Here is a 13,509-nt window from a genome sequence, read left to right as displayed (position 1 = left end):
GACATCTCCTGCGGTGTGCGCACGTACCGACGTGCGGCCACCGTCAGGGACGTCGGGCCACCCCCGCGACGGGGTCACCAGCCGCGGGCGCGCCACTCGGGCAGGTGGGGGCGCTCGGCGCCGATGGTGGTGTCCTTGCCGTGGCCGGGGTAGACCCAGGTGTCGTCGGGCAGCGTGCCGAACAGCCGTTCCTCGACGTCGTCCACCAGCTGCGCGAACCGCTCGGGGTCCTGCTGGGTGTTGCCCACGCCGCCGGGGAACAAGGAGTCGCCGGTGAAGACGTGGGTGCCGGCCTCGCCGCCGCGCCACACCAGCGCGATCGAGCCCGGGGTGTGGCCGCGCAGGTGGACGACGTCGAGCACCTGGTCGCCCACCGCGACGGTGTCGCCGTGCTCGACGGGGTGGCTGACCGGGACCGGCAGGTCGGCGGCGTCCGCCGGGTGCGCCATCGTGGCCGCGCCGCTGGAGGCGACCACCTCGGGCAGTGCGCGGTGGTGGTCCCAGTGCCCGTGCGTGGTCACCACCGAGGTCAGCCTGGTGTCGCCGACCAGCGCCCGCAGGGCCTCCGGGTCGGCGGCTGCGTCGACCAGCACGCCGTCGCCGGTGGCGGTGCAGGTGAGCAGGTAGGCGTTGTTCGCCATCTCGCTCACCGCGACCTTGGTGATGGTGAGGCCGGGCAGCTCGCGGGTGTCGGCCGGACCGCCGACCTCGACGTCACCGGTGTAGGTCGGCACTGGTCCGCTCCGATCTGAGACTGTCGGTGGGTCCGTCTAGGTTCGACGGCATGGACGCCAACCTAGTGACGGCCGGCGCGCACGGCTCGGGGGAGCAGGCCCGACCGCTGGTCGGCCTGCCCGCTGCCGAGCTCGCAGCACGGGTCCGGCGGGGCCAGACCACGGCGGTCGAGGTGGTCCGCGCGCACCTGGCGCACATCGCCGCCGTCGAGGCGCGCGTGGGTGCCTTCCGGGTGGTCCGGGCCGAGGTCGCGCTGGCCGAGGCGGCCGAGGTCGACGCCCGGCCCGACCGCGCCCGGTTGCCGCTGGCCGGCGTCCCGGTGGCGGTGAAGGACAACGTGGCCGTCACGGGCGAGACGGTCACCGACGGCACGGCGGTGCCCGGCCCGCCCGCGACCGCCGACCACCCGGTCGTCGCCCGGTTGCGGGCCGCCGGTGCGGTCGTCGTGGGCATCACGCGGGTCCCCGAGCTGTGCGTGTTCGCGGCCACCGACGGACCGGGCACCGTGAGCCGCAACCCGTGGGACACGGCTCTCTCCCCGGCCGGGTCGTCGGGGGGCAGCGCCGCCGCGGTCGCCTCCGGCGGGGTGCCGCTGGCGCACGGCAACGACGGCATGGGCTCGCTGCGCCTGCCCGCAGCCGCCTGTGGCCTGGTGACGCTCAAGCCCGGCCGCGGCGTGGTCCCGGCCGGGCTGGGCGCGGACTCGTGGTCGGGCATGGCCGAGAACGGGGTGCTGGCGACCACGGCCACCGACGTCGCACTCGGCCACGCGGTGCTCGCCGACCTGCCCGGGGGTGCCGCCGTCGAGCCACCCGACGACGACACGACCGCGCTGACCGTCGCGGTCTCCACCCGGTCCCCGCTACCGGGCGCCCGGCTCGACGCGGAGGGTCGCGCGGCGGTCGAGGCGGTCGCCGCCCGGTTGCGCGAGCTGGGCCACACCGTCGTCCGGCGGGACCCGCCGGTGCCGCCTGGTGCCGCGCTCGCCGTGGTCGCCCGGTGGTTCGCCGGCGCCGCCGACGACGCGGCCGACCGCGGCCTGGCCCCGCACGACCTGCAGCCGCGCACCCGGGTGCACGCCCGGTGGGGGCGGTGGGCCCGCCGTGCCGGGCTGGTGCGCCCGGCCGCCGCCGAGCGCTTCCGGGCCACCATGACCACCTGGTTCGCGGGGTCGGCGGCCGGTGCCGACCCCGGTGTCGACGTCCTCCTCACCCCGGTCACCACGGGGCCCCCGCTGGCGGCCCGGCCCTGGCACGAGCGGGGCTGGTTGGCCAACGTCTCCGCCAACGCGCGGTGGGCGCCCTGGACCTCGGCGTGGAACCTGGCCGCCCTCCCCGCGCTCGTGCTGCCGGCCGGTCGACGAGCGTCGGGCACCCCGCTGGCCGTCCAGCTGGTCGGCCCCCCGGGTGCCGAGACGCGACTACTCTGGCTGGCCGCGGAGCTGGAGCGCCAGGAACCCTGGCGCCGGCACGCCCCCGTCTTCGACCCCGTCGCCGCCCGCTGAGCCCGCCACCCCGGCCGGCCGTCGCGTCGACCCCCCGCACCGTCCGCACGACCACACAGACAGGGATCCACATGGACCGGCTCGTCGTCCGCGGCGCCCGTGAGCACAACCTGAAGGACGTCCAGCTCGACCTGCCCCGCGACGCGATGATCGTGTTCACCGGGCTGTCCGGGTCGGGCAAGTCCAGCCTCGCCTTCGACACCATCTTCGCCGAGGGCCAGCGCCGTTACGTCGAGTCGCTGTCGGCCTACGCCCGCCAGTTCCTGGGGCAGATGGACAAGCCCGACGTCGACTTCATCGAGGGCCTGTCGCCGGCGGTGTCCATCGACCAGAAGTCGACCAACCGCAACCCGCGGTCGACCGTCGGCACCATCACCGAGGTCTACGACTACCTGCGCCTGCTGTACGCCCGCGCCGGCCAGCCGCACTGCCCCAACTGCGGCAAGCCGATCGCCCGGCAGACCCCGCAGCAGATCGTCGACCAGGTGCTCGAGATGGAGGAGGGCACCCGCTTCCAGGTGCTCGCCCCGGTCATCCGCGCCCGCAAGGGCGAGTACGTCGACCTGTTCTCCTCGCTGCAGACCCAGGGCTTCTCCCGCGTCCGCGTCGACGGCACCGTGCACTCCCTCACCGAGCCGCCCAAGCTCAAGAAGCAGGAGAAGCACACGATCGAGGTGATCGTCGACCGGCTCACCGTCAAGGAGAGCGCCAAGCGGCGGCTCACCGACTCGGTCGAGACCGCGCTGGGCCTGGCCGGCGGCCTGGTCCTGCTCGACTTCGTCGACCTGCCCGAGGACGACCCCGAGCGCGAGCGCACCTTCTCCGAGCACCTGGCCTGCATCGACGACGGCCTGAGCTTCGAGGCGTTGGAGCCCCGCTCCTTCTCCTTCAACTCGCCCTTCGGCGCCTGCCCCGAGTGCACCGGCATCGGCACCCGCAAGGAGGTCGACCCCGACCTGGTGGTGCCCGACCCTGAGAAGAGCCTCGCCGACGGCGCCATCGCCCCCTGGGCCGGCTCGATGAGCAACGAGTACTTCACCCGGCTGCTCGGCGGGCTGGCCGACCAGCTCGGCTTCTCCATGAAGGACCCGTGGGAGCGGCTGCCGGCCAAGGTGCAGAAGGCCGTGCTGCACGGCTCGCCCGAGCAGGTGCACGTCCGCTACAAGAACCGGTACGGCCGCGAGCGCAGCTACTACGCCGCGTTCGAGGGCGTGCTGCCCTTCCTCGAGCGGCGGCACGAGGACACCGACTCGGACTTCATGCGCGACAAGTACGAGGGCTACATGCGCGACGTGCCCTGCCCGGTCTGCCACGGCACCCGCCTCAAGCCCGAGATCCTGGCCGTCAAGCTCGACGACCGCTCCATCGCCGAGGTCACCGGCTTGTCCATCGGCGACGCCTCCGAGTGGCTGTCGGCCCTGGTCCTCGGCGAGCGCGAGCGGGCTATCGCCGACCGCGTGCTCAAGGAGATCCAGGCCCGCCTGTCGTTCCTGGTCTCGGTCGGCCTGGACTACCTCTCCCTCGACCGGCCGGCCGCCACCCTGGCCGGCGGGGAGGCCCAGCGCATCCGGCTGGCCACGCAGATCGGCTCCGGGCTGGTGGGCGTGCTCTACGTGCTGGACGAGCCCTCCATCGGGCTGCACCAGCGCGACAACATCCGGCTCATCGAGACCCTCGTGCGGCTGCGCGACATGGGCAACACCCTCATCGTCGTCGAGCACGACGAGGACACGATCAAGACCGCCGACTGGATCGTCGACATCGGTCCGGGCGCCGGCGAGCACGGCGGTGAGGTCGTGGTCTCGGGCACCTACGACGACCTGCTGGCCAGCGAGCGCTCGCTGACCGGCCAGTACCTGTCCGGCCGCAAGGAGATCGCCGTCCCGGCGCAGCGCCGGGTGCCCACCCCGGGCCGCGAGCTGGTGGTCAAGGGCGCCCGCGAGCACAACCTGCGCGGGGTCGACGTCACCTTCCCGCTCGGCCTGCTGGTCGCGGTCACCGGGGTGTCGGGCTCGGGCAAGTCCAGCCTGGTCAACGACATCCTCTACACGGTGCTGGCCAACCAGCTCAACCGCGCCCGCATGGTGCCCGGCCGGCACCGCACGGTCACCGGCCTGGACCACCTCGACAAGGTCGTGGGCGTCGACCAGTCGCCCATCGGCCGCACCCCGCGGTCCAACCCGGCCACCTACACCGGCGTCTGGGACGCCATCCGCAAGCTGTTCGCCTCCACCGAGGAGGCCAAGGTCCGGGGGTACCAGCCGGGCCGGTTCAGCTTCAACGTCAAGGGCGGTCGCTGCGAGGCCTGCTCCGGCGACGGCACGCTCAAGATCGAGATGAACTTCCTGCCCGACGTCTACGTGCCCTGCGAGGTCTGCAAGGGCGCGCGGTTCAACCGGGAGACCCTGGAGGTGCGCTACAAGGGCAAGACGGTCGCCGAGGTGCTCGACATGCCCATCGAGGAGGCCGCCGAGTTCTTCGCCCCGATCAACGGCATCGCCCGCTACCTCACGACCCTCACCGAGGTGGGCCTGGGCTACGTCCGGCTGGGCCAGCCGGCCACCACCCTGTCCGGCGGCGAGGCGCAGCGGGTCAAGCTGGCCAGCGAGCTGCAGAAGCGGTCCAACGGGCGCACCGTCTACGTGCTCGACGAGCCCACCACGGGGTTGCACTTCGAGGACATCCGCAAGCTGCTGCTGGTCATCCAGGGCCTGGTCGACAAGGGCAACTCGGTGATCGTCATCGAGCACAACCTCGACGTGATCAAGAGCGCCGACTGGCTCATCGACATGGGTCCCGAGGGCGGTTTCCGCGGGGGCACGGTGGTGGGGGAGGGCACCCCCGAGCTCATCGCCGGCATCCCCGAGAGCCACACCGGTCGCTTCCTGGCCGACATCCTCGACCCCGAGCGCATCGCGGCGGCGGGGAAGAAGAAGCCGCGCAAGAAGGTCGCGGCGGCCCGCGCCGACGCCGGCGTCACCGGCGTCGTCACCGGCTGAGCGGGCGGCCGTGCCCGATCCGTCCACCTACCGCCCGGCCGTCGGCAGCATCCCGGAGTCCCCCGGGGTCTACAAGTTCCGCGACCCGAACGGCCGGGTCATCTACGTGGGCAAGGCCAAGAGCCTGCGCCAGCGGCTGAACAGCTACTTCGCCGACATCGCCGGCCTGCACCCGCGCACCCGGCAGATGGTCACCACCGCCGGGTCGGTGGAGTGGACGGTCGTCGGCACCGAGGTCGAGGCCCTCCAGCTCGAGTACAACTGGATCAAGGAGTTCGACCCCCGGTTCAACGTCCGGTACCGCGACGACAAGAGCTACCCGTCGCTGGCCGTCACGCTCAATGAGGAGTACCCGCGGCTGCAGGTCATGCGCGGGCCCAAGCGCAAGGGCGTGCGCTACTTCGGGCCCTACGCCCACGCCTGGGCCATCCGCGAGACCCTCGACACGCTCACGCGGGTGTTCCCCGCCCGCACCTGCTCGACGGGGGTGTTCAAGCGGCACGGCCAGATCGGGCGGCCCTGCCTGCTGGGCTACATCGGCAAGTGCTCGGCCCCCTGCGTCGGCAAGGTCTCCGCCGAGGAGCACCGCGACATCGTCGACGACTTCTGCGACTTCATGGGCGGGCGCACTGAGCAGATCATCCGGCGGCTGGAGAAGGACATGGCCGCCGCGGCCGAGGCGATGGAGTACGAGCGCGCCGCCCGGCTGCGCGACGACCTCGGAGCCCTCCGGCGGGCGCTGGAGAAGCAGGCCGTCGTGCTGGGCGACGGCACCGACGCCGACGTCGTCGCCTTCGCCCAGGACGAGCTGGAGGCGGCCGTCCAGGTGTTCCACGTGCGCGGTGGTCGGGTCCGTGGCCAGCGCGGCTGGATCATCGACAAGGTCGAGGACGTCGGCACCGGCGAACTGGTCGAGCAGTTCCTCCTGCAGGTCTACGGCGGGGTCGACGAGCAGACCGGCGTCGGCGAGGCCGGCGAGGCGGTGCCCCGCGAGGTGCTGGTCCCCGAGCTGCCGGCCGAGGCCGACGTCTACGCCGAGCTGCTCAGCGAGCTGCGCGGCTCGCGGGTGTCCCTGCGGGTGCCCCAGCGCGGGGACAAGCGCTCGCTGATGGAGACGGTCGAGCGCAACGCGAAGGAGGCGTTCGCCCGGCACCGGGTCAAGCGGGCCGGCGACCTCACCGCGCGGTCGCTGGCGCTGTCGGAGCTGCAGGAGGCCCTCGACCTGCCCGACGCCCCGCTGCGCATCGAGTGCATGGACGTCAGCCACGTGCAGGGCACCAACGTGGTGGCCAGCATGGTCGTCTTCGAGGACGGCCTGGCCAAGAAGAGCGACTACCGGCGGTTCCAGGTGGCCCAGGGCACCGACGACACCGCGGCGATGGCCGAGGTCGTCCGCCGCCGGTTCGCCCGGCACCTCAAGGAGGAGGCCGACCGCGTCGACGAGCAGGGCGTGGCCGCCGAGGAGGGGCGACCCCGCAGGTTCGCCTACCCGCCCAACCTGCTGGTCGTCGACGGCGGCGCGCCCCAGGTGGCGGCGGCCGCGCGGTCGATGGCCGAGCTGGGTGTGCACGACGTCGCCGTCTGCGGGCTGGCCAAGCGGATGGAGGAGGTGTGGCTCCCCGGCGACCCCGACCCGGTCATCCTGCCGCGCACCTCCGAGGCCCTGTACCTGCTGCAGCGGGTCCGCGACGAGGCCCACCGGTTCGCCATCACCTACCACCGGCAGAAGCGGTCGGCCGGCATGCTGGTGTCCCTCCTCGACGACGTCCCCGGGCTGGGCGACACCCGGCGCAAGGCCCTGATGAAGGAGTTCGGCTCCCTCAAGCGCCTGCGCGCGGCCACCGTCGACGACCTGGTCCGGGTCCCGGGCATCGGCCGGCGGACCGCCGAGGCGGTGCTGGCCGCGGTGGCCGAGCCACCCACGGGTGCGGTGGCCGACCCCACCGCCGAGCCGGCCGGGGATGATGGCGCCCCGACCGTCCCGCAGACCACCGGAGCCGCCCCGTGACCGACCTGCCCGACACGCCCCACCCCGACGCACCCCACCCCGACCCCCGCCTCCCCGACGACGGGCCCGGCGCGCCGCTGGAGGTCGTCGTCGTCACGGGCCTCTCCGGCGCCGGCAAGAACACCGCCGGTCGCGTGCTGGAGGACCTGGGGTTCTTCGTGGTGGACAACCTGCCGCCGGCGCTGCTGGCGCCGATGGTCGAGCTGGGGTCGCGCGGGGACGTGCGGCGCTTCGCCGCCGTGGTCGACGTCCGCAGCCGGGCCTTCTCCAGCGACCTCGCCGAGGCGATCCGCGGGCTCACCGACGCCGGCCACCGCCCCCGGGTGGTCTACGTGCACGCCCGCGACGAGGTGCTGGTGCGCCGGTACGAGTCCAACCGCCGCGAGCACCCGCTGCAGGGGTCGGGCCGGCTCTCCGACGGCATCGCGGCCGAGCGGGCGCTGCTCACCGGCATCGCCGGCGAGGCCGACCTGTGGGTCGACACCTCCGACCTCAACGTCCACCAGCTGCGCACCACCCTGGAGGCGGCGTTCCTCGACGAGGGCGCCCTGCCCGAGCTGACCGCCACCGTGCTCAGCTTCGGCTTCAAGTACGGCCTGCCGCTGGACGCCGACCTGGTCGTCGACGCCCGGTTCCTGCCCAACCCGCACTGGGTGCCCGAGCTGCGCCCACTGACCGGCCGCGACGCCCCGGTGCGCGACCACGTGCTGGCCGCCGACGACGCCCAGCAGTTCCTGGACCGCTACCTCGAGGTGCTGCGCCTGCTGGTCCCAGGCTACCGCCGGGAGGGCAAGAAGTACCTCACGCTCGCCGTGGGGTGCACCGGCGGCAAGCACCGGTCGGTGGCGATCGCCGAGGAGTTCGCCCGGCGGCTGTCCGCCGAGGGGGTCACCGCCAGCGCCCGGCACCGCGACCTGGGTCGCGAGTGACGGCGGGGGCCGGTCCGTCGGTCGTCGCCCTGGGCGGCGGTCACGGCCTCGCCGCCTCGCTGGCCGCGTGGCGCCCGCTGGCCGGTGAGCTGACCGCCGTGGTCACGGTCGCCGACGACGGCGGCTCCTCGGGCCGCATCCGGCGGGAGATGCCGGTGCTGCCCCCCGGCGACCTGCGCATGGCCCTGGCCGCCCTGGCCGGCGACGACGCCGAGCGGCAGGAGCTGGCCGCCCTGCTGCAGCACCGCCTGGGCGGCAGCGGGGTGCTCGCCGGGCACCCGGTCGGCAACCTGGTGCTCACCGGCCTGACCGAGATGCACGGCGGGGACACGGTGACGGCGCTGGACACCCTCTGCCGGGTGCTCGGTGCCCGCGGCCGGGTGCTGCCCATGGCCGACGTGCCGCTCGACCTGGTGGCCATCGTGGACACCGTCGACCCCGACGACCCGCAGCGGTCGCGGCACATCCGCGGGCAGGTCGCCATCGCGGCGAGCCCCGACCGGGTCCGCTCGATCCGGGTGACCCCGGCCGACCCGCCGGTGCACCCCGACGTGCTGGCCGCCATCGCCCGGGCCGACGTGGTCTGCCTGGGCCCGGGCTCCTGGTACACGTCGGTGCTGCCGCACCTCCTCGTGCCCCGGCTCCGCGCCGCCCTGGCCGCCACGCCGGCCCGGGTGGTGGTCGTGCTCAACCTCGAGCCGCAGGCGGGCGAGACCGACGACTTCTCGCCGGAGCAGCACCTCCGCGTCCTGCACGACCACCTGCAGGGCGTGCCGTTGCACACCGTGGTCGCGGACGAGTCCTCGGTGGTTGACCGGCGTGGTCTGCTGTCTGCTGTGCGGGAGTTCGGGGCGGACCTGGTGCTGGCGCCGGTGGCGGCGCACGGCGGTGCGCCGCAGCACGACCCGCAGCTGCTGGGCGCGGCTCTGGCCGCCGTCGTGGCGGGGGCGTCCGGGAAGGGGCGCCGGTGAACCCGGGCGGGCCGACCCGGGCCGGCGTGCGGCAGTATCGGGCGTCGACGGTCGAGTTCGCCGCCGCCACGCGCAGCAGGTTCCGCAGGCGGGCCGACCGAGGGGGAAGGGGCAGCGCATGGCGATGACCGCGATGGTCAAGGACGAGCTCTCCCGGGTGGAGTGCACCAGGACCTCCGAGCGCAAGGCCGAGGTGACGGCCCTGCTGCGCTTCTCCGGGGGCCTGCACATCGTGGGCGGACGGGTGGTCATCGAGGCCGAGCTGGACACCGGCTCGGTGGCCCGCCGCCTGCGACGCGACATCAGCGAGGTCTACGGCTACACCAGCGGGGTCAGCGTCCTGGCCGGCGGGAACATCCGCCGGGGGGTGCGCTACCTGGTGCGCATCGCCAAGCACGGCGAGGGCCTGGCCCGGCAGACCGGGCTGGTCGACCAACGCGGCCGCCCGGTGCGCGGGCTGCCCCCGGCCGTGGTGTCCGGTGGCCTGAACGACGCCGAGGCGGCCTGGCGCGGGGCCTTCCTCGCGCACGGGTCGCTGACCGAACCGGGCCGCTCCTCCTCGCTCGAGGTCACCTGCCCCGGGCCCGAGGCCGCGATGGCCCTGGTCGGCGCCGCCCGTCGCCTGGGCATCGCGGCCAAGGCCCGCGAGGTCCGCGGGGCCGACCGGGTCGTGGTCCGCGACGGCGACGCGATCAGCGCGCTGCTGACCCGCATGGGTGCGCACGAGGCGGTGCTGACGTGGGAGGAGCGGCGGATGCGCCGCGAGGTCCGGGCGACGGCCAACCGCCTGGCCAACTTCGACGACGCCAACCTGCGCCGGTCGGCCCGGGCTGCCGTGGCCGCCAGCGCGCGGGTCGAGCGGGCCCTGGAGATCCTCGGCGACGACGCCCCGGAGCACCTGCTGGTGGCCGGGCGTCTGCGCCTGGAGCACGGCCAGGCGTCGCTGGAGGAGCTGGGCCAGCGCGCCGACCCCCCGATGACCAAGGACGCCGTGGCCGGCCGCATCCGACGCCTGCTGGCCACCGCCGACAAACGGGCCAAGGACCTCGGCATCCCCGACACCGAGTCGGTGGTCACCGACGACATGATCGGCCCCTGAGCCGACACCGCCGACGTCGCCGCTGACGCCCCGGCAGACGTCCCCGACGTCGTGCGGCCGGGCTGACCTGCGGCGACGGGCGCGCACGCCGAACACCCGGCGGGCGGATAGGGTCAACACCCGAGGCGGTCCGCGGGTCCCACGACGGCACCCAGCGCGACCCCCGACGAGCATCCACGCAGACACTCATGGAGGTCGCAGTGACGGTACGGGTCGGCATCAACGGTTTCGGTCGGATCGGCCGCAACTTCTACCGGGCGGTCGCCGCCAGCGGTCAGGACATCGAGGTCGTGGCGGTCAACGACCTCACGAGCAACGACGTGCTCGCCCACCTGCTCAAGCACGACTCGGTCCTCGGCAAGTTCCCCGAGGAGGTCTCCTCCAGCTCCGACGGCATCACCGTCGGCGGCAAGACCATCACCGCCCTCGCCGAGCGCGACCCGGCCAACCTGCCCTGGGGCGACCTCGGCGTCGACGTGGTCATCGAGTCGACCGGCTTCTTCACCAAGGCCGCCGACGCCCGCAAGCACGTCGAGGCCGGCGCGAAGAAGGTCATCATCTCCGCGCCCGCCACCGACGACGACATCACCATCGTCATGGGCGCCAACCACGAGCTCTACGACGGCTCGCAGACGATCATCAGCAACGCCTCGTGCACCACCAACTGCCTGGCCCCGCTGGCGAAGGTCCTCAACGACTCGTTCGGCATCGAGCGCGGCCTGATGACCACCATCCACGCCTACACCGCCGACCAGAACCTGCAGGACGGCCCGCACAAGGACCTCCGCCGCGCCCGCGCCGCCGCGCTGAACATCGTCCCCACCTCCACCGGCGCGGCCAAGGCCATCGGCCTGGTGCTGCCCGAGCTGAAGGGCAAGCTCGACGGCTACGCCCTGCGCGTCCCGGTCCCGACCGGCTCGGCCACCGACCTCACCGTCACGCTGTCCCGCGAGGTCACCGTCGACGAGGTCAACGCCGCGTACAAGGCCGCCGCCGAGGGCCCGCTGGCGCCCTACCTGGTCTACACCGACGAGCCGATCGTGTCCTCAGACATCGTCACCGACCCGGCCTCGTGCATCTACGACTCGGGCCTGACCAAGGTGTTCGGCGACCAGGTGAAGGTCGTCGGCTGGTACGACAACGAGTGGGGCTACTCGAACCGCCTCGTGGACCTCACCTCGCTCGTCGGCTCGAAGCTGTAGAGCATGCGCACAGTCGACGAGCTCATCGCCGAGGGTGTGCGGGGTCGGCGCGTGCTCATGCGCGCCGACCTGAACGTCCCCCTCGACGACTCCACCGGCGAGCGCGTCATCACCGACGACGGCCGGATCCGCGCCAGCCTGCCCACGCTGCAGGCGCTGCGCGAGGCCGGTGCCCGTGTCGTCGTGGCCGCCCACCTCGGGCGCCCCAAGGGCGAGCGCGACGACCGGTACAGCCTGGCCCCGGTCGCCGCCCGCCTCGGGGAGCTGCTGGGGGTCGAGGTGCCGCTGGCCACCGACACCGCCGGCAGCGGCGCGCAGGCCGCGGTCGCGGCGCTCTCCGACGGCGACGTCTGCCTGCTGGAGAACGTCCGCTTCGAGGCTGCCGAGACGTCGAAGGACGACGACGCCCGCGGGGCGCTGGCCGACCGCTTCGCCGCGCTGGCCGACCTCTACGTCGACGACGCCTTCGGGGCCGTGCACCGCAAGCACGCCTCGGTGTACGACGTCGCCACCCGGCTGCCGCACGCGGCCGGCCGGCTGGTCGCCACCGAGCTCGACGTGCTCACCCGGTTGACCGAGGACCCGCAGCGGCCCTACGTCGTGGTGCTGGGCGGCTCCAAGGTCAGCGACAAGCTCGCCGTCATCGAGGCCATGCTGCCCAAGGTCGACCGGCTGCTGGTCGGCGGCGGCATGTGCTTCACGTTCCTGGCCGCCCAGGGCCACGGCGTGGGCGACTCGCTGCTGGAGACCGACCAGGTCGAGACCTGCCGGCGGCTGCTCGCCGAGGCCGGTGACAAGGTCGTCCTCCCCGTCGACGTGGTCTGCGCGGAGGCGCTGGTCGCCGACGCCCAGGTCAAGGTCGTGCCGGTCGACGCGATCCCCGACGGGCTCAAGGGCCTCGACGTGGGCCCGAACACCGTCGACCTGTTCGGCCAGCACCTCGCCGACGCGCACACGGTGTTCTGGAACGGCCCGATGGGCGTGTTCGAGCTCGCCCCGTTCACCCACGGCACCCGTGGCGTGGCCACCGCCGTCGCCGCCGTCGACGGGCTCTCCGTCGTCGGCGGGGGCGACTCGGCGGCCGCCGTCCGCCAGCTGGGCCTCGACGAGGACGGCTACGGGCACATCTCCACCGGGGGTGGGGCGTCGCTGGAGTTCCTGGAGGGCCGCGAGCTGCCGGGCCTGGCCGTGCTGTCGGGCGGGGCCGGCTGATGGCCCGCACGAAGTCCGGGAAGGTCTACGCGGGGCGGCGTCCGCTCATCGCGGGCAACTGGAAGATGAACCTGACGCACCTGGAGGCCATCGGCCTGGTGCAGAAGGTCGCCTTCGGCCTCAAGGAGCCCGAGCTCGAGGCGGCCGAGGTCGTCGTCGTCCCGCCGTTCACCGCGATCCGCAGCGTGCAGACCCTGGTGCAGGGTGACAAGATCGAGATCGGGTTCGGCGGTCAGGACCTGTCGGTCGCCGACTCCGGCGCCTACACCGGCGAGGTCAGCGGCGCCCAGCTCAAGGCGCTGGCCTGCACCTACGTCGTCGTCGGGCACTCGGAGCGGCGTGCGCTGCACGCCGAGACCGACGAGGTCGTGGCCACGAAGGTGCGCAAGGCCCTGGAGCACGACCTGGTGCCGATCCTGTGCGTGGGGGAGGGGCTCGACGTCCGCAAGGCCGGCGAGCACGTCCCGTACACCACCGCGCAGGTCGACGCCGCCCTCGAGGGCCTCGACGCGGCCACCGTGGCCGGCATCGTGATCGCCTACGAGCCGGTGTGGGCGATCGGCACCGGCGAGGTGGCCACGCCCGAGGACGCGCAGGAGGTCTGCGGGGCGATCCGGGCCCGGCTCGCCGAGCGTTTCGGGCCGGAGACCGCCGACGTCGTCCGTATCCTCTACGGGGGTTCGGTGAAGGCCGGCAACACCGCCGGCATCCTCGCCGGACCCGACGTGGACGGGGCACTGGTGGGCGGCGCGAGCCTGGACGCCGACGAGTTCGTCTCCATCTGCCGCACCGCAGCCGAGAGCCGCTGACCCGCAGGGGCGGCGGCCCACCCACTGGAGGACCGCCGCCC

General features: G+C 73.7%; 10 protein-coding genes. 9 read left to right on the top strand and 1 reads right to left on the bottom strand.

From position 1 onward, the window contains the following. Positions 1-74: 74 nt before the first annotated feature. Entirely contained in the window at positions 75-734 is a 660-nt protein-coding gene (locus TEK04_RS06770; protein ID WP_336403561.1) for an MBL fold metallo-hydrolase, read from the bottom strand. A 50-nt stretch (positions 735-784) separates the two neighbouring features. Between TEK04_RS06770 and TEK04_RS06765 the strand changes: the two genes are divergently transcribed. The 9 genes from TEK04_RS06765 to tpiA all read left to right on the top strand — a co-directional run bounded on the left by TEK04_RS06765 (position 785) and on the right by tpiA (position 13,468). Further along, positions 785-2,239: an amidase gene (locus TEK04_RS06765; protein WP_336403560.1), complete on the top strand. Its 1,455-nt coding sequence runs from the start codon at positions 785-787 to the stop codon at positions 2,237-2,239. 71 nt (positions 2,240-2,310) lie between these two features. Beyond that, positions 2,311-5,238: an excinuclease ABC subunit UvrA gene (gene uvrA / locus TEK04_RS06760; RefSeq protein ID WP_336403559.1), complete on the top strand. Its 2,928-nt coding sequence runs from the start codon at positions 2,311-2,313 to the stop codon at positions 5,236-5,238. 10 nt (positions 5,239-5,248) lie between these two features. Further along, positions 5,249-7,246 carry an excinuclease ABC subunit UvrC gene (uvrC, locus tag TEK04_RS06755; protein WP_336403558.1) on the top strand — a complete coding sequence of 666 codons (1,998 nt, stop codon included), beginning with the start codon at positions 5,249-5,251 and terminating at the stop codon, positions 7,244-7,246. Continuing rightward, positions 7,243-8,175: an RNase adapter RapZ gene (gene rapZ, locus TEK04_RS06750; protein WP_336403557.1), complete on the top strand. Its 933-nt coding sequence runs from the start codon at positions 7,243-7,245 to the stop codon at positions 8,173-8,175. Before uvrC ends, rapZ begins: the two co-directional genes overlap by 4 nt. Continuing rightward, entirely contained in the window at positions 8,172-9,146 is a 975-nt protein-coding gene (locus TEK04_RS06745) for a gluconeogenesis factor YvcK family protein (protein ID WP_336403556.1), read from the top strand. The genes rapZ and TEK04_RS06745 overlap by 4 nt, the downstream gene beginning before the upstream one ends. Positions 9,147-9,264: 118 nt before the next feature. Continuing rightward, a complete protein-coding gene (gene whiA / locus TEK04_RS06740; protein WP_336403555.1) occupies positions 9,265-10,245 on the top strand; it encodes a DNA-binding protein WhiA in 981 nt (326 codons plus the stop codon). A 200-nt stretch (positions 10,246-10,445) separates the two neighbouring features. Further along, on the top strand, positions 10,446-11,447 hold the full coding sequence (gap, locus tag TEK04_RS06735) for a type I glyceraldehyde-3-phosphate dehydrogenase (protein ID WP_336403554.1): 1,002 nt from the start codon (positions 10,446-10,448) through the stop codon (positions 11,445-11,447). 3 nt (positions 11,448-11,450) lie between these two features. After that, entirely contained in the window at positions 11,451-12,659 is a 1,209-nt protein-coding gene (locus TEK04_RS06730; RefSeq protein WP_336403553.1) for a phosphoglycerate kinase, read from the top strand. Then, on the top strand, positions 12,659-13,468 hold the full coding sequence (gene tpiA / locus TEK04_RS06725) for a triose-phosphate isomerase (protein ID WP_336403552.1): 810 nt from the start codon (positions 12,659-12,661) through the stop codon (positions 13,466-13,468). The genes TEK04_RS06730 and tpiA overlap by 1 nt, the downstream gene beginning before the upstream one ends. Positions 13,469-13,509: the final 41 nt, after the last annotated feature.

Source organism: Klenkia sesuvii, assembly GCF_037083825.1.
Taxonomy (GTDB): Bacteria; Actinomycetota; Actinomycetes; order Mycobacteriales; family Geodermatophilaceae; genus Klenkia; species Klenkia sesuvii.
This window is presented reverse-complemented; position numbering and strand designations above follow the sequence as displayed.